This is a genomic window from Enterococcus sp. 9D6_DIV0238, from assembly GCF_002174455.2.
Classification (GTDB): domain Bacteria; phylum Bacillota; class Bacilli; order Lactobacillales; family Enterococcaceae; genus Enterococcus_L; species Enterococcus_L dunnyi.
Genome location: NZ_CP147246.1, coordinates 2,148,709 through 2,167,250, shown reverse-complemented (window position 1 = coordinate 2,167,250; position 18,542 = coordinate 2,148,709). Strand labels below are relative to the sequence as shown.

The 18,542-nt window shown below is 39.6% G+C and carries 12 protein-coding genes; 4 read left to right on the top strand and 8 right to left on the bottom strand.

Translation table 11 applies throughout. The annotated features are described in order from the left end of the window. Window positions 1–138: 138 nt before the first annotated feature. From A5889_RS10055 to A5889_RS10030, 6 genes are all read right to left on the bottom strand, one after another. On the bottom strand, window positions 139–1,413 hold the full coding sequence (locus tag A5889_RS10055; RefSeq protein ID WP_087641765.1) for an LPXTG cell wall anchor domain-containing protein: 1,275 nt from the start codon (window positions 1,411–1,413) through the stop codon (window positions 139–141). Window positions 1,414–1,568: 155 nt separating this feature from the next. Next, on the bottom strand, window positions 1,569–2,999 hold the full coding sequence (locus A5889_RS10050) for an amidohydrolase (protein ID WP_087641764.1): 1,431 nt from the start codon (window positions 2,997–2,999) through the stop codon (window positions 1,569–1,571). Window positions 3,000–3,055: 56 nt separating this feature from the next. Further along, the gene (sdaAA, locus tag A5889_RS10045) at window positions 3,056–3,931 is read right to left on the bottom strand and encodes an L-serine ammonia-lyase, iron-sulfur-dependent, subunit alpha (protein WP_087641763.1); all 876 of its coding nucleotides are present in this window, start codon (window positions 3,929–3,931) and stop codon (window positions 3,056–3,058) included. A 19-nt stretch (window positions 3,932–3,950) separates the two neighbouring features. Beyond that, window positions 3,951–4,613 (bottom strand): L-serine ammonia-lyase, iron-sulfur-dependent subunit beta, encoded by a 663-nt coding sequence (sdaAB, locus tag A5889_RS10040; RefSeq protein ID WP_087641762.1) that lies wholly within the window; start codon window positions 4,611–4,613, stop codon window positions 3,951–3,953. After that, on the bottom strand, window positions 4,613–5,812 hold the full coding sequence (locus A5889_RS10035; RefSeq protein ID WP_087641761.1) for an MFS transporter: 1,200 nt from the start codon (window positions 5,810–5,812) through the stop codon (window positions 4,613–4,615). The genes sdaAB and A5889_RS10035 overlap by 1 nt, the downstream gene beginning before the upstream one ends. Before the next feature lie 177 nt (window positions 5,813–5,989). Next, a complete protein-coding gene (locus tag A5889_RS10030) occupies window positions 5,990–8,338 on the bottom strand; it encodes a helix-turn-helix domain-containing protein (protein WP_087641760.1) in 2,349 nt (782 codons plus the stop codon). A gap of 142 nt (window positions 8,339–8,480) precedes the next feature. On the opposite strand from A5889_RS10030, the gene A5889_RS10025 reads away from it, so the two are divergent. The 3 genes from A5889_RS10025 to celB all read left to right on the top strand — a co-directional run bounded on the left by A5889_RS10025 (window position 8,481) and on the right by celB (window position 12,183). Continuing rightward, a complete protein-coding gene (locus tag A5889_RS10025) occupies window positions 8,481–9,254 on the top strand; it encodes a DeoR family transcriptional regulator (protein WP_087641759.1) in 774 nt (257 codons plus the stop codon). 178 nt (window positions 9,255–9,432) lie between these two features. Further along, entirely contained in the window at window positions 9,433–10,821 is a 1,389-nt protein-coding gene (locus tag A5889_RS10020; protein WP_087641758.1) for a glycoside hydrolase family 1 protein, read from the top strand. A 15-nt stretch (window positions 10,822–10,836) separates the two neighbouring features. Continuing rightward, on the top strand, window positions 10,837–12,183 hold the full coding sequence (celB, locus tag A5889_RS10015) for a PTS cellobiose transporter subunit IIC (RefSeq protein WP_087641757.1): 1,347 nt from the start codon (window positions 10,837–10,839) through the stop codon (window positions 12,181–12,183). A 175-nt stretch (window positions 12,184–12,358) separates the two neighbouring features. Here the strand turns inward: celB and A5889_RS10010 are convergent, their stop codons facing one another. Then, entirely contained in the window at window positions 12,359–13,015 is a 657-nt protein-coding gene (locus tag A5889_RS10010) for a hypothetical protein (protein ID WP_087641756.1), read from the bottom strand. Between the two features lie 221 nt (window positions 13,016–13,236). Next, entirely contained in the window at window positions 13,237–14,208 is a 972-nt protein-coding gene (locus tag A5889_RS10005; protein WP_087641755.1) for a ribose-phosphate diphosphokinase, read from the bottom strand. A gap of 512 nt (window positions 14,209–14,720) precedes the next feature. Between A5889_RS10005 and A5889_RS10000 the strand changes: the two genes are divergently transcribed. Further along, entirely contained in the window at window positions 14,721–18,536 is a 3,816-nt protein-coding gene (locus tag A5889_RS10000) for a 5'-nucleotidase C-terminal domain-containing protein (RefSeq protein ID WP_087641754.1), read from the top strand. Window positions 18,537–18,542: the final 6 nt, after the last annotated feature.

The window sequence follows — 18,542 nt, the reverse complement described above, 5'->3', positions numbered from 1 at the left end:
AGATACGATATACTAAACTGAGAAATAACGCAATGTAAAATCAAGCCGCTCAAGGCTATATCTTCTGCGTCCAAAACTTGAGATGAGTACAGCAAAAAGCCTGCATATCAATAACTGCAAGCTCTTTACTATCTGATTTTATTGATTTGTAAGAGATTTCTTAGACCAGCCAGCTAATGTTAGAATCAGTAACATCAGCCCTACTGCTAAAATCCAACTTTCTTGGCTTGCTTCATTCGTTGCCGGCAATTGCTTGCCTGTAGGTTTTGTCGTTCCAGCTGGCTTCGTAGAACTGATTGTCCCATCAGTAATCGTAACCTTGACTACCTGAGCAAGTTCTTGGATGGCAAACTCATAGCCTGGATATTTTTCTGACAGCTGCTTCATTGTTTCCTCTGACCAAGTATACGTATAAGTAAATTCCGTCGTTCCAGCTTTTAGTGCTTTCCAATTGCCGTCTTTATCGATTTCGATGATCGACGGATCTTTGATTGAGAATGTGAACAAACCTGTTGGATTTTTCATTCCTTCGATTGGTTTGACTTTTAGCTGTCCTGTATCTCCGACTTTCCCTTCAATAGAAGCAATATCAAGCATCGGTGTAATATTCATTGTACCCACAGGTGTTACTTCCGCTTTGATTACTGTAGCAATCGAATTGGCTCGTAATATACTTCCAGGATTTTTATCTTGGATCGCCTTGTATGATTCATCGGAAAGTTTATAGTCTAAAACAAATTCTGTTGTTCCAGCTTTTAATGCTGTCCATTTTCCGTTTGCATCTACAGAAATAACATCTTTGTGCTCATCCTTGATGTGTGCTGTAAACGTTCCTTTAAGGTCACTGACACCGCCCATTGGTTCTACTGTAAATTGCCCTGTGTCTCCAATTTTAGCTTTGATTGCACTTACATTATATTTAGGCGTTATTCCTACTATCTTTTCTTCTGCTACTGTTACAGGTACTTCCTTGGCAATTGATTTTTGAGCTAACTCATGCTCTGGAAATTTCTCCTGAATCTTTTTCAAGGAATCCTTTGACCATTCAAAATCGATTGTGGCTTTAGTAGTACCAGCTTTCAGTCCTTGCCAAATTCCTTTTTCATTGATAGAAAGAACGCTAGGATCTGCTACTGTGACTTTAAAGGTTCCTTTGAGATCTTTGATCCCTTCTACTGGTTTCACTTCAATACTTCCTTTTTCACCGACAGTTGTTTTGATGGTTGAGACAGTAAATTCTGGTGTAATGTCCAACACTTTAGCTTGTTTCTCTGTTTGTACAGTACTTCCAGAACTTGTTGTCATTAGCGTTTCTGTAGAAGAACTAGCTTCTTCTGCGAATGAACGACTTACAAACGACAGTGACACAGTGCAAAACAACAATCCCAACATCAAACATTTTTTATTGCTCATCTTACTCCTCCTTAAATTCTCATTATTGAATCCAAGTCAATCGTAGCAAATTTCTAACATCCAGGCAATCTTAATTTTAGCTAATATGAGTTGGAAACATAAAAAAGCAAGAAATAAGACGCGTGTATGCTTATCTCTTGCTTTGTTTTAATATTTTATTTTGGCATTACATCTGCTGGTATAGCTGATTGATATTTTTGACCACCAACCGTTACTTGATGTTCTGCTTTTGCTTTTTCAACTAATTCAGGATTCGTCAATAAATCGTATGCTGTTGTAGCGATCGTTTTACCAGCAGCTAACAACCCTTTATGAGCTACAGACGACTTTCCATTTGCGACCCATTGCCATGAATGAGGCGGTGTTCCTTGCGGCTCACAGCCGATCAAGACTTGTGCTGTTGGACAAACCCAGCTGACATCCCCGACATCTGTCGAGCCTGATGTTGCATTTGAAAAGGCCAATGGTCCAATTTGATCTAAAACTGGTAGTGTTCCTAAGCGTTGGATTTCTTCTTCGCTTGCTGTTGGATTCATTTGACGAGCTCGTGTGATCAACCCAGCTTTAGTAGCATCGTCTAGGCTATCATAATATCTTTGGCTATATTCTTGATCCTCTTTCGTTAAGTTCAGATCACCGAATTCTTTTAGATTTTCATACATTGCCGTTGTCATTGCTTGGTTTGGCAAGTAGTTAGCGCAGGCAGAATCAAAAACGATTTCTAGTTCTGTTTCTGTCATCAATGCTGCACCTTCTGCGATTTTATTGACACGTTTATAAATCGCTTCAGCCTGATCCAATTTTGGTGCGCGGATAAAATAATAGAGGCTTGCTGTTGGTTGAACTACATTTGCTGATTCACCCCCAGCATCCATGAATGCATAATGGACACGCCCTTCATCAATGATATGCTCACGTAAAAATTGGACGCCGATATTCATCAATTCTGCAGCATCTAATGCACTGCGTCCTTGTTCTGGTGCTGCAGCGGCATGTGCCGATCTTCCTTTAAAATTATAATAAATTTGATAGACTGCTAAGCTGCTTAACCCCCAAGCCATACTTGTATCCATCGGATGCCAAGCCAATGCGACATCTAAACAATCAAACACACCGTCTCTAGCCATGAATGCTTTTCCGTAGCCGCTTTCTTCTGCTGGACACCCAAATAATTTGATCGTTCCAGTTAATTCTTCCTGCTCCATCAAATCCTTGATACCGACCGCTCCTGCCAAAGCGCCGGTTCCCAATAAATTATGTCCACAGCCATGACCATTGCCGCCCTCATGTTCTGCTTTTTGTTCGCCAAGATCTGCAACCTGACTCAAATTTCCTAAAGCATCATATTCCGCTAAAATACCGATAACAGGATTTCCGCTGCCATAAGTCGCGACAAACGAGTGCTCCATATTCGCAAGACCTGTTTCAACTGCAAATCCTTCTTTTTCTAAAATTTCTAAAAATGGTTTCACTGATTCAGCCGTCGCAAATCTTGTCTCCGGTGTTCCCCAAATTTGATCCGCTGCAGCGGTAAATTGTTCTTTTTTCGCATCGATCAGTTCTGTGATCTTTTGTTTTGCATCCATCATATTCTTCCTTTCTTTTTTTAAATCAACATTTCTTTACCCTAACAAAAACTCCTTTAACGTTCAATCCCAAATAACTCTTTTGCGATTCGTTTACCCGTTTTGGTCCCAGCTAATCCGCCGATCCCAGTTTCCCGAATATCTGCCGGCATACTGCGGCCTACACGATACATTGTTTCTACCACTTCATCTGCTGGAATCTCGCTTTCAACGCCTGCTAGCGCCATCTCCGCCGCACTGATTGCATTCGAAGTGCCTCCTGCATTTCGTTTGATACATGGAATTTCCACCAGTCCTGCAACAGGATCACAGGCTAAGCCAATCAGATTATTCAACGCGATCGCAAAGGCATGGCTTGCTTGTTCCGGCGTACCTCCTGCCATTTCAACTAAGGCTGCCGCTGCCATTCCTGAAGCCGAACCGATTTCTGCCTGACAGCCGCCTTCAGCTCCTGAAATCATGGCGTTATTGGCTGTAACGAAGCCAAACGCTGCTGCAGTGAATAAAAATTCCAGTTGTGTTTCTTGACTCGCCTGCAGTTTTTCTCTAAAAGCTAACAGCACACCAGGAACGACCCCAGCAGAACCGGCTGTCGGCGTTGCACAGATCATCCCCATTGCTGCATTGACTTCATTCGTCGCCACTGCATAACACAGCGCTTTAACAAAGGTAGTATCTGTCAACACTGTTTTGCTATCTAAATAGGCTTGTAGTCTTTTTGCATCATAACCAGTTAAACCTGAATGAGAGCGTACCCCTTGAATCCCTTTAGCCGCAGTTGCTTCCATCGTTTCCAAATTCAAAGTCATCTGATTCATGATCTCTGTCCGGCTACGTCCGGAGGTTCTGATCTCCTGTGCGATCATGATTTCTGCGATCTTACACTGATTTTTTTTTGCTAATTGTACTAATTCTTCAATCGATCCAAACAAAAAATTCACGTCCTCTAATTTAGCCGGTCGTCGGCATTACTGCTGTGATGCCCGGTATTTCTTTGATTTTTGCTACTAATTTTTGACTAATGTCACTGACCGTTTCTACAAAAAAGACAGTCTCTTGATTCAACTGCTGAACTTTTACAAATTCAGGGCTTTCCAAAGCATTTTCAACACAAGGAATTGCTGTGTTCGGCTGATCCGCAGTAAGAACCAATCCGTTCCCCTGTTCTTGGTTCAAAATGGTGGAATGGTGATTGATTTCTGTCAATTGAATGCTGCCGCCGCCAATCGAAATGGCTGTTAAATTTAGCTTCTCCTGCTCATCGATCAATTCTAAATTGACAGTATTCGAATGTTCCGTTTCTTTCGCACTGACAAGGAATTCAATTTTTACTCCCTGTTCTTCCGCGATCTCGATCGCGTCTGGAATCCGTTCATCATGTGTTTCAAACCCAAGAACACCAGCGACGATCGCAACTGCCGTTCCATGTCCTTTATAGGTTTCTGCAAAAGATCCGAAAAACGTCACGATCAATTTTTGAGGCGTATGCTTATAAAGTTCCCTTGCCATATTACCGATCCTGACTGCTCCTGCTGTATGTGAACTAGAAGGTCCGACCATGATCGGACCTATGATATCAAAGGCACTTTTATATTTAAATTTTCTCTCTGACATTATGCTTCTTTTTTCACTCCTAGTACGCAAAGTCCGCAAAGTAAGCTAGCTGCTGCCATAAAGCCGAAAGCTAATGTAAACGAACCGCCTGCAGCTTTGATCAATTGACCTAAGATCATTGGTGCCAAAAAGCCTCCTAGTGTTCCTCCGGTATTGATGATCCCGATAGAAGAACCAATGATCGACTGATCCATGATTTTGTGCGGCCATGTAAAGATTGCTGTAAAAGCGCTGACTGAAACCATGCTGACTGCGATCAAGCAAATCATGGATAAGACTAGATTATTCGAAGCAACAAAAGCAGCAACTAAAATCGCAGCTAAAACAGTAGCGCTAATGATGAAGATACGTTCTTTTCCTAAGAAAAGTTTTGATAAAAGAGCCCCGGCAAACATTGTTGCTGCTGTTTGGAATACAGCATTCACCGCTAGTAAATAACCGATCGTTTTAATATCGATCGCAAATTTCTGTGCTAAATAGCTTGGCAGCCAAGACATGTTTCCATAAAGCAGGAAATTCAGCAAGAGCATCGCTACAAATAAAACCAAAACATTTCTGTTAGTGATCACCTGACTAAATGTAATTGCCGGTTTATCCTTTGCCCCAGTTTTTGCACTGGCTACTTGATTAGGTACAAAAAGTCCTACTAAAACTAAAGCGACAGCGAACAATGTACCTAACGCCAAATATCCGTAACGCCAGTTAGCATTGATCAAGTTTGTCCCTAAAGTAAAGGCTAAAATCCCACCGATCCCAGACGTAGAAAGAATCAAAGACTGTACGAAGGTTCTACGCTCCTGTGGAAAATTATCAGCAATCGATTTAGAACAACTTGGTGGATAACCACCATGACCGATCCCCGCAAAAAAGCGGATGACCATAAACAACATCAAACTACTGACGGCACCGAATGCGAATGAAAAAATTGAAATAATTGCTAGTGACAGCATCAATACTTTTTTTGCCCCGATTTTATCTGCTAACCAACCACCTGGAATTTGCATCAACGAATAACCAAGGAAGAAGAATGACATGATCATCCCTGTTTGTCCTGCGTCTAAATTAAATTCCTTGGTGATCGGTAAGACAGCGGTAGAAATCATACTCTTATCCATATAAATCATCGAATAACCCGCCATCAAAGCGAAAATCAGCCCAACACCACTTTTACTTGTTGTTTTTTCAACTTGTGTTTCCATTTTTTTCCTCCATTACTAAAATATAAGAAAACGTTTTCTATGCATTCATTATATAAAAGCCTCGGCACATAGAAATTACTTTAATTGCTCGATACAAGGTCAATATTATTGATTTTTTGATAAAGAACAAAAAAAGAGCAAAAATAGCGATGCTACTTTTGCTCTTCGTTTTTATTCTCAGTACAATGGCTGCAATAAATATAGTTGGCAAGCATTCAACGTCAGCGTTGCCTCCAACTGATAGCCAGTGTTGGTAATCGATTCTTTCTTCAATTCAAACTTTGGGGCAATTTTCTGCTCTAAATAGCTTTGCAGCTCCCTGTCTAATTCAGCTTGACCACCAATTCTGATCCAGTCATTATAAATTCCGCCATGATCTTTGTCCAACACATATTCTCTGATCAAATAATTCCCCTGCGGCAATCCATCCAACTGAATCAACAGCTTTTTCGTTTGGTATCTCACTTGAAAGGTATCCACCGAATAAAGTGGATCTAAATAGCTAGAATTGTAGAGCAACAATTGATATTGTCCCTGATTTTGAGTCAGCATGTACCCAGAACCACTCGCTACTATCTCACCTTTCAAATGATTTAAAAATCGAAGTGAAAAGAACAGTGGACGACGCAGTCCTTCATAAAAAAAGACAGATAAGCTACTATCTTCCCGTACATAAGTCTGCCGCTCCTTCACTTTAATATTCAGCCAAAAAGCAATCCCCGTTACTTCTTTAGATAATTCAAGGATCGATTCTAGAATCAGAGCCGAGCGGAAAAAGGTTCCTGAAAAGGTGTTGCCTTCACCAACCAGCGTATTCCAATCCGTTAAAAATAACTCCGGCTCCCAAGTAGATGCCTCCTGCTTTTTTCCTTGTGCATAAGTTGAAACCACTGACTTTACACGTGCAAGCAGTTCCTGCTGATAGTCTTTAAAATGCAGTGCGTGCTCGTCTTTGATAGCTTCTGTTGCATACGGATCTGCATGAAAGCTAATAAAATCAGGTAAACAACGTTGCTTACTCTGCTCCTCAACAAATGTCTGATATTGTTGATATTCTTTTTCTGCTAACGAACGCAAGGACATCAAGCCAATCTTGACTGAGGGAATCAGCTGCTTCAATTTGCGGTAAAAATAGTGATAGCCCCATCGATTCTCTTCACTCCACTGACCACTGTCTTTTGGAAACGACCACTGAACATACCATTGCCCCACTTCTTCACGACCATAACGATTCAAAAAATGCCGAATGATTTTGATTTGTTTATCACACCAGAGCTGAACCTCTTTTTTATCCGTATAATCCTCTGGTAAAAGTAATTGGATCATTGGCTTCAACTGAATCTTGATCAAAAAATCAAACCACTGGTTATTTAAAATATACTCAGATACCAACAGGACATCATTTTCAAAATTGGTTTCTTCACAAAAGCCTTCAAATTGAACAAAATCAAAAGCTAACTCTTCTCGTAAAATACACAGCTCTCTTTGAACACCTCTGGCTAGACCCTCACTAGCTGGACCGATCTTGATGATTTTTTTACTAGCTTGATAGGCTGATTCCGGCGTATCTGTCACCGTCAATTCCAGTTTTTGTTCGATTGTCGCATTTTCATCTTCGATATCTTTTTCGACTAGGTATTTTGCCAACTCCTGCAATGCCGCAGCACCAGTGATTTCTTGGTAATCTTCTGATTCTATGGTTTGATCCTCTTGAGTTTTTGCTAAAGAATATTTTTTTCGGTAGCTTGCCGGCGTTACTCCATGTTGTTTTTTAAACACTTGATGAAAGTGTTTAGGATTTGAAAAGCCGCTATCCATAGCAATTTTGATCACCGAGTTTTTTGTTGAGACTAAGGCCTCCGTCGCATGCATCAAGCGAATTTGATTCAAATAATCTGTAAAGGTCATTCCTACCTGCTTTTTGAACAAACGAGACAAGTGATAATAAGACATTCCACTGTTTTCAGCAAGTGACTCTAGAGAAATCGGCTGATCATATTCTTTTTGAATTTGTTCCAGCACTTCATTTATTCTGTCATCAGTTGTTTCTTGCTTAAGCTGAGGAAGTAGATTTCGATCTTTTTTAAACGTCTTCACCAAATAATTTAATACGCTGAATAGATGCTGATACACTTCAAGCTCATTTTCGCCGCTTTTCTTAAAATAGGCAGCCATCAAATGAGCCAGTAAGGCCCGTAGCTTATTAAACTCCTCCTTACTTTTGTCTTCCGAGCTTGAACAATCGATATACGGCAGCCAATTTTCTTTAAAATTAGTAGTCAGTGGTTTTCTGGAAATACGTAAATATAGCAGGAGGTTTTTGTCAGAGCTCTTCACCTGATACTGATGCAGCGGATTGATCACTAATAGATCATCTGACTCTAGTCTATATTCCTTTTCTCCGGTAGTTACTGTCATACTTCCGCTCAGCATAAGAAACAGTGTTAAATCTTCACTCATTCGAGCCGGTACATCACTCACTTTCATTAGTGATAGATGAAATGGACGTTGGTTATCTTCTCCCATGATCTTGACCTTCCTTATTCGCTCTAGTTTATTGAACAAAATATATCATCAAACGGAAGGGGAAACAAGTTGTCCTTTTTTTACTATATTGTCTATACTAAGAGTACTTTAACAAAATAATCATACGTATAAGGAGGAAGTCATGAAAATCAGTCAAGGAGATATTTTCAGAAGGCGGGAGCAATTGATCGATTATTTACAGCAAAAAGAACAAGCTTCAGTCATTGAATTAGCTGAATATTTTAATGTTTCAACGGTTACGATCAGAAGAGACCTGCTCTTTTTGGAAAAGAAAAAAATGATCGAACGTTTTTATGGCGGGGTGAAATTGGTTCCTGTATCGCAACAAAAAATCGACCACACACTTGAAAAAAGTCATTTTCCAGTCACTGCGTTCATCGATAAATTATCACCATTTTTAACTGATCGGCTACAGCTTTTTGTTGGTGCTGGACTATTTTCCACCGAGATCATCCATGCGCTATCTTATTTCGACATCCTTATTCTAACAAACGATGCATCGGCGATTTCTATCTCTCATCCAAATAAAAGAGCCCTGATTTCCATTTGTGGGGGTGAATTAGAAAAAAATACCCATGCACTTGTAGGCGATTTTGCTACCTACGCATTCACGAAAGTCGAAGCAGATCTTTGTATCATTGAAGCAGCTGGTTTCAATACTCATGAGGTCACGACAAATACATTGAATGAATCATTTGTTTATCGCACAATGCTCCAGCATACGAACGGACCTAAAATCGTTTATACTCCTGCTGGCAATCTCGAAACCGTCGGATCGTTTATGATCGATCGAACCTTTCTATTTAGTCATCTTTACACGGATGCATCGATTCCAGAGGCTATATTAAACAACTACATGACACACTCGATCGCCATTGACGTCTTAACTGAATAAAAAAGGTATACTAAAGAAGCTTGTTTTCTTATGACATTAGATTCCTTTTGAAACTCTCGAACTGTTCATAAAAATACTTTCATGAACAGTTCTTTTGATTGCATTGAATTCCCTGGACCAATCGCTTATTCTAAGTTCAAAGAAAACGCTTTACAAAAATAATAGATTGGAGACACTTATGACTACATTTCCTAAAAATTTCCTATGGGGCGCATCGATTTCCGCCCATCAAACAGAAGGTGCCTATAAAAGCGACGGCAAAGGCCTAAGCGTGCAAGACACACGCCAAAGAGATAATCATGATATTGCTGATTTTACGGTCGCAGTTGACCATTATCATCATTTTAAAGAAGATATTCGTTTATTAGCCGAAATGGGCATCAAAGTTTTTCGTTTTTCAATTGCCTGGACACGAATTTTTCCTGAAGGTCGAGGCGAGGTCAATGATTTAGGATTGCAGCATTATAACGATGTGATCGATGAGTTACTAAAATACGGGATCCAGCCTTACATTACCTTGAACCATTTTGATTTGCCCCAAGCGTTAGAGGATGAAGGCGGCTGGAGCGTTAGAAGTACCGTCGATGCATTCGTCCATTACGCAGAAACAGTTTTTGAAGCTTATGGTGATCGAGCAAAACACTGGCTGACGATCAACGAGCCGAACATCATGCTGCTAGTCGATAAAAAAATCTTAGGGAAAGAGATTCCTCTACAAGAAAAATATCAGCAGTTTCACCATTTGATGATTGCAGAAAAATATGCATTCAAACGTTGCCACGAGCTGATCGAAGATGGGAAAATCGGACCAGTACCGAACATCTCACTTGTTTATCCAGCAACTAGTAAGCCAATGGACAACCAAGCAGCACTTTATTTTAACAGCGTCAGAAATTGGGCGTATCTCGATTTTTCTTGCTTCGGCCGCTACAATGCCGTATTCAAAGATTATCTGAACCGTAATGATGTATCGATTTCTTTTGCACCTGAAGATCAAGAATTGATGGAAAATCACTTCCCAGATTTTGTGGCGATGAACTTTTATACGACAGTTACCGTAGAAAAACCAACAGAAAGAGATGGCATGGCTAACGGCATCAGCGATCAGCAAAGTGAAGATATCATGGAGTGGGGCTTTTATAAAGGCTTTACTAATCCTTATTTGAAGAAAAATGAGTTCAACTGGACGATCGATCCGGACGGGTTGAAGACAACTTTACAGACATTGTATGACCGCTATCATTTACCCATCATCATTACTGAAAACGGCTTAGGCGCCAAAGATGAACTTACAGAAGACGGTAAAATCCACGATGCCTACCGAATCAACTACTTACAGCAACATATCGAACAATGCGGCTCAGCGATCGAAGCTGGTGTAGAGCTGATTGGCTATAGCCCTTGGTCAGCGATCGATTTGGTGAGCGTACATGAAGGAATCAGCAAACGATACGGCTTTATTTATGTCGATCGTACAGAACATGATGCAAAAGAAATGACTCGCTACAAAAAAGACAGTTTCTACTGGTATCAAACGTTGATCGAGACAAACCAACTGCCCTCATAAGGAAAGGAGAAAAAAATGAATAAAGTATTTACCTTCTTGGAGACTAAACTAATGCCGCCGTTGAATAAAGTTGCAAATCTGCGCTTTATTCGAGCAATCATGCAAGCCGGGATCATTACAGTGCCATTTACAATTGTCGGATCGATCTTCTTGATCATTAATAATTTACCTCAGATCATTCCGCCATTAGCGCCATTTTTTGAGAACACGATCCTGAAATTCGCACCGATTTACAGCGTGGCAACAACCATGTCGATTGGTTCGATCGCTATTTTTTATTGTTTGGCCACTGCCTATTATTTAACAGACATTTATCGCAAGGAAGAAAATGATGGTTTGAGCAGTTTTGTCGGCGCAATTCTAGGGTTGTTCGCATTCTTGATGACGATCGTTCAAACAGATATCGTCGATGGCAGCGCACAGCTCATACAAAATCAAAGTGAAACGGCCATTACGTACAACGGGATCGCACTTGGCGGCTGGGTCACTCGTTTTGGCGGAGTCGGCATTTTCATCGGGATCATCACTGCTGTCATCGCTACTCAAATTTACCGCTTATGTGTAAAGAAAAATATCACGATTCGGATGCCGGAAGGCGTTCCAGATGGTGTCAGTAAAGCTTTTGCATCACTGATTCCAGCTATTTTCATTGCTTTTGTCATGTTGTTTATCAATACGATTCTAGCTGTTTTCCACACTGATTTGCATGGATTACTTTCAAAACCCTTTGAATTCGTAAAAGAGTTGACTGGTTCTTGGCTGGGGATCATCGTGATCATGTTATTGATCCATTTATTATGGGCAGTCGGCGTTCATGGGACGGCTGTCATTAAAAACAGCTTCATCAATCCGATTTTACTTGTTGCTTTAACGGAAAATATCGATGGCGGATCTAATATTTTCGCTGGTGATTTCGTGAATATGTATATTTTTATTGGCGGCGCTGGAAGTACCTTAGGATTAGTTTTGTTGATGATTTTTGCGGCAAAATCAGATCAACTGAAGGTTTTAGGCAAAGCGGCTGTTTTACCTGGCCTGTTCAATATCAATGAACCAGTGATTTTTGGGGCACCGATCGTCTATAATCCTTACTTGATCATTCCATTTATAGTGACACCTTTGATCAATGTTACGATCGCTTATTTTGCCACTTCTTGGGGATTGGTCAATAAAGTCATTACTGGGATTCCTTGGATCTCGCCTGTGGGGATCGGGGCATTCTTGGGAACTGGCGGCGATTTTCGTGCGGTGCTAATTGGGTTTATTAACCTAGCCGTGTCGATTATTTGCTATTACCCCTTCTTTAAAATGTATGATGGAAAATTGTATGCGGAACAGACAGCTGATTTAGAGAAAAAATAATTTAGCCACTGTATTCACCATTATAAATAAGTAATATTTATAAAAGCTTCCTGATTTCATAAAAAAATAAAACCTAGAGGATGATCCTCTAGGTTTTATAGTATTTGATCTGATATTGATCTTCCCACTAATGATATTTATTTTGAAATCAATCATGGCTAATACAAAACGGCTTTTATTTCTCTCTGACCCAAAAAGCATCATCTGAAAGTAAGTCATTTTGTGGCTCCATCATTTCTTCAGTAAATTTTCCAAATGGATAGTAATGATCAGATGGATAGAATATGAAGTTAGCATCTGTATTAAAATATGTTTCTTGCATAAATAGAAGATTGTCATCTCCATTAGAATTTACATAGTGATTGACACTCAATTGTCTTGGTTCTGTGTTTATCACATTTCCAGCTAATTCAGCAGTGTAATAATAATTAACAGTAGTAGCTCCCGAATAGTTTTCATCTACAACAAAAGGATCATCCGAGGATAAATCATTTCTTGGCTCTTCCATAACCTCAGTAAACTTTTCAAATGGATAGTAATGATCAGATGGATAAAAGTTGAACCCAACATTGATGTTGAAATATTGTTCCTGCATAAACAAAACATAGCTTTCTCCATTAAAATTGACATAATGATTGACCGTGAATTGTTTTGGCGCTTGAAAATCAGTCGCCTCCAGTTTTTCATTTCCTAATTCTGCTACGTAATGGTAATTGATTACCTCATTTGTTTTTGTCGGTTTATTAGCTTCATTTGCATAAGTTTTGATTCCTAAAATCGATAACACTGATAGAAGTGCTAATCCTAAAAACAAATATTTCTTTTTTTTCATAACTTCTCCTCCAAATAGATATATATTTAATTATTTTATCATCAACATTTCTTCCCAGCAATACCAATTATCAAAATAACATTCTATTTAGATTGAAAATAATAACATATGGAGAATTTTTAACTTGTGCTATTTTTAATTTTAAGCTAAATATGCCCCGCATACTAAATAGTACGCGAGGCATATTTACTTATTTACACATTCACTTTATATAATAACTCTTAGCGATGTTTCGTTTCAAACAATGGACTTACTGGTTTATTTTCATGAATACGTTTGATTGCATCACCAATCAATTCACCAACGCTGACTTCATCGATTTTCTCGATTTTACGGTCATCTGATAAGTAAATAGAATCTGTTACCACTAAACGTTCAATAGCAGAATCTTCGATACGCTGTAAGGCAGGACCAGATAATACTGGGTGTGTACAAGACGCATACACTTCCTTCGCTCCTGCTTCTTTCAATGCGTTCGCTGCTAGTGAGATAGTACCAGCTGTATCGATCATGTCATCGATCAAGACACATGTTTTCCCTTCAACGTGTCCAATAATATTCATCACCTCAGCAACATTTGCTTTCGGGCGGCGTTTATCAATGATCGCGATCGGTGATTTCAAGTACTCAGCTAACTTACGGGCACGAGTCACACCACCATGGTCAGGTGAAACGACAACCACATCATCGCCTTTGATGTCACGTTCTAAGAAGTAATCTGCAATTAATGGCGCACCCATTAAATGATCCACTGGGATATCGAAAAATCCTTGGATTTGAACCGCATGTAAATCTAGTGTCAACATTCTTGTTGCTCCAGCTTTTTCAAGCATGTTTGCAACAAGTTTAGCTGTGATCGGTTCACGAGCACGAGCTTTACGGTCTTGACGTGCGTAGCCATAATACGGCATAACCACGTTGATTGTTTTTGCACTTGCGCGTTTCAATGCATCGATCATGATCAATAATTCCATTAGGTTATCATTGACAGGACTACTTGTTGATTGGATGATGTAGACATGTGAACCACGAATACTTTCTTCGATATTCACTTGAATTTCACCATCGCTGAATTGATTTACAGAACATTTTCCTAATTCGACACCAACAGCTTCTGCAATTTTTTCTGCTAAAGGACGATTCGAGTTAAGAGAGAAGATTTTCAATCTTGGATCAAAATAATGTTTTGACATGGGGACCTCCGCTTTCTTTTACTGAACAATAGTTTCCTTATAAATAGTAGTCACTTTTCTGAAATAAATCAAGTGATTTTAAAGGATTCCTCAAAATTAAGAAGATTTTCTAATAAAAGCAGAACTTAAGTCGTTAGAAAAAAATACCCAAAATATAAATATGTTAAATTTGCCATTTTCTTTTGAACTTTTATAGGATTTTCTAATGACAGCACTTAAAATATATATTACTATTTAGATGAGTTCCAAAAATGAAAGCGCATTATATTTATGGGGTGTTTTTTATTATTTATATTTTTGCTGAGAATCACAGTGAGAAGAATTTAACTGATGATGAACAGTACAAGATATTTATTTGAAAGTATCGACCATTTGTCATTATCTAGCTGTACAAATCAATCCTTATGAAAACAGACAAATGTTCAGTGAGACTGAAGGCGTCTCAATTCTCATTTTCTACTTTTCTATAGGATCAAACGATTTGTTCCGCTTTAAATTTAAGGAGGAATTTTGTGAAGAAGTCTGTTTTGAAGAAAGTTCATCTAGGGTTACAGGTATTAATGGTTTCCGCATTGCTTGTAAGTACGAGTGCTCCAACCGTACTGGCAATTGAAAACACTTTAACTAATGATACAGGGACGACAGAAACTGCAACAACTGAAAATCCTACTGTATCAAACGCTACTCAAAGCGAACCACTTGCAGAGCAACAAACAGCAGATGTTGCTGAAACTTTACAACGATTAACTATTTTGGGAACTTCGGATGTCCATGGGCAATTATGGAACTGGTCATATGAAGATGACAAGCAAACACCTGTTGGTCTTTCTCAAGTCAGTTCAGTCGTAGCCAATGTCCGCTCAGAAAATCCTAACGGCACGATTCTGATCGATAATGGGGATATCAATCAGGGAACGATCTTAACTGATGATCTGTATAACAAAGCACCACTGATCGATCAGCCAAATCCAATGATCAAAGCAATGAACTACATGAATTATGATGCAATGGTTTTGGGGAACCACGAATTCAATTTTGGGTTAGATTTGATCAAGAAACTGAATAACGAAGCAAATTTCCCTATTTTGTCTGCCAATACGTATGTTAAAGAGACGAATAACCGCTTTGTCGGCGGAACCATGAAAAAAGATATTGATTTAGATGGCGATGGTACGAAAGATTTAACTGTCGGCATCATCGGTTTGACCACCCCGCAAATTCCTTTGTGGGACGGTGCTAAAGTCGATAGTCTTTATTTCAATCCTCTAAAAGATGAGGCGGAGAAAGCCGTTGCTGAATTACAGGATGACACCGATGTCATTATTGCATCGATCCACGCAGGTCGTGAAAATTCCGACCCGACAGCTGCTGCTGATCAGGTAATCAATAATGTTGCTGGAATCGATGCGTATATTTTAGGGCATGATCATCGCTCATTCGCAGAAAAAATCCAAGGACCAAATAGCCTAGTTCCTGTCGGCGGACCCAAAGATACAGGAACTGAACTTGTTCGAATCGACCTTGACCTAACAAAAACAGAAGACAAATGGCACGTTGCCAATAGTACTGCTGCAATCGTCGATACAAAAACAGTCGCTGCAGATGAAACGCTCAAAGAACAAACAAAAGAATACCACGAAACTACAAGAGCATTTATTTCTGAAAAAATCGGAACAGCTACAGCTGACTTTTTACCGCCGGAAGAAGTCACGGGAATCCCAGAAGCTCAATTACGCCCAACAGCAATGATTTCGTTGATCAACAACGTTCAACGAAAAGCCACAGGTGCACAATTAGCTGCTTCTGCATTGTTCAAAGCTGACAGTAAGCTAAACGCTGGCGATATTTCTTATTCAAATATTTTTGATATTTATAAATATCCGAATACATTGGTCAGCGCGAATATCACTGGAGCAAATCTGCTAACATTCATGGAGAAACAAGCAGATTACTACAATACTCCTGGACCGGATGATTTGACGATCAGTTTCAACTCAAATATTCGTGTCTACAATTATGACATCATCTCTGGTGTTTCGTATAAAATCGATATTTCCAAACCAAGCGGTGAAAGAATCATAGATCCAACGATCGATGGTCAGCCGATCGATCCAAATGCAAAATACACAATGGCAATGAATAATTACCGCTATGAGGGTCTGCTGGCACAAGGCTTGATAACAGAAGAACCTCTCGTATCGACAGACCCAGAAACATTACGAGGGTTGATCGCTGAGTATATTCGAGAAAAGCAAACACTTGATCCAGAAGAAGAAATCGAAAAAAACTGGGAAATCATCGGATACAACTTTGACAAAAAGTGGCGCGACCTTGCTGTTCAATTAGTCAACGATGGTATTTTGCACACTGAACCTGCTGCCGATGGACGCACACCAAATGTCAAACCGATCACGAAGCAAGATGTAGTAAACGCTGGTTATGAACCAACTTCGATCACGATCATGCATACCAATGATGTCCATGGTCGTTTAGAAGGCAATGGTAAAGATGTTTTAGGTATGGCTCGTTTGAAAACATACAAAGAACAGATTCAGCCTGATTTGCTTTTGGATGTCGGTGATGTGTTCCAAGGATTGCCGATCTCTAATTTCTCAAAAGGCATGGACATGGCTAAAGTCATGAATGAAGTCGGCTACGATGCGATGGCTGTCGGAAATCATGAGTTTGATTTCGGTTTTGACACAGCAATGGCCTACAAAGATGTCTTAGACTTTCCGATCCTTTCCAATAATACATTCAAAGATGGTAAACTAGCCTTTGACCCGTACAAAATTATTGAAAAGAACGGTAAAAACTACGCTGTCATCGGTGTTACTACTCCAGAAACAGCAACTAAAACACATCCTAATAATGTTGTGGGTGTAACATTTGCTGATCCGATCGTAGAAACAAAAAAAGCGATCAAAGAAATCAACGAATCTGGAAAAACGATCGATGCTTATGTCGTGATCGGTCATTTAGGCATAGATGAAACAACACCGCATGAATGGCGCGGAGATACTTTGGCTGAAAGTCTAAGTAAAGAGTTTACTGATTTGAACATCACGGTTTTAGACGGTCACTCTCATACTGCAGTCGATGGTGGTAAACGCTTCGGTAATGTGATTTATACTCAAACTGGAAACTATTTAAACAATGTTGGGCTAGTAGATGTCGACTTAGTTGATCATAGTAAAAAGACAGCTTCTTTGACCGCTGCAGAAACTTTAGCAGAGTTGCCGGAAAATCCTGCAGTCAAAGCATTAGTTGATGAAGCTAAAGCGAACTTTGAAGAATGGGGCGCTAAAGTCGTTATTGAAAATAATCCTTATCAGTTTAATGGTGAACGTGATAATGTACGAACTAGAGAAACCAATTTAGGAAACTTGATCGGTGATGCTATGCTTGATTATGGTCAGGAAGGCTTTAACCATCAAACTGATTTTGCAGTAACGAATGGCGGTGGTATTCGTGCTAATATCGAACCAGGAAAAGTAACATTAGGTGACGTGATCGCTGTATTGCCATTTGGAAATAGCATTTCTCAAATAAAAGTAACTGGCGCACAGGTGAAGGATATGTTTGAGTTGTCTCTTCGTTCTATGGCGCAAAAAGATGAGAATGGAACGATCATTCTTGATGAATACAATCAGCCAAAACTAGGAGCAAACGGCGGCTTCCTACATGTTTCAAGTACGATCCGTGTATATTATGATTCAACTAAAAAAGGTTCATTGTTGCCAGCAGATGAAGGAAATGGCACTGATAAGACTATCGTAGGAGAGCGTGTCCTTCGTGTGGAAGTACAAGACCGAAAAACAGGAGAATTCGCACCTATAGATGAAGGAGCAACCTATTACATGGCAACCAACGACTTTTTAGCAGCCGGTGGAGATGGCTATGATATGCTTGGTGGCGAACGTGAAGAAGGACCTTCGTTAGATACTGTTTTGATCGATTATTTAAAACAAGCATCCAACTTGCGGTTATTTAACGCTGCGACAAATATCGATCTTGCTCAATATAAGGAAGCTTTCCCAGGTGAACGAATCGTTTCGATTTCAGAAGCTGATTTCAACGAGAAGTTCAAACCAGAACCAACTCCTGAACCAAAACCTGAGCCCAAACCAAAACCGATTCCTAATCCAAATCCAAAAGATCCAGAAAAAGAAAAAACTCCGGATAAAGAAAAAACACCTGACAAGAAAACTGCTGACTATCCAAAAATGGGTGAAAAAGTGGCAGCTTATGGAAGTTTAGGTGTGATACTCATCGGACTTTCTGGATATGGTGTTTATGAATATAACCGAAAACGTAAAGCAAGTTAAAAAAAA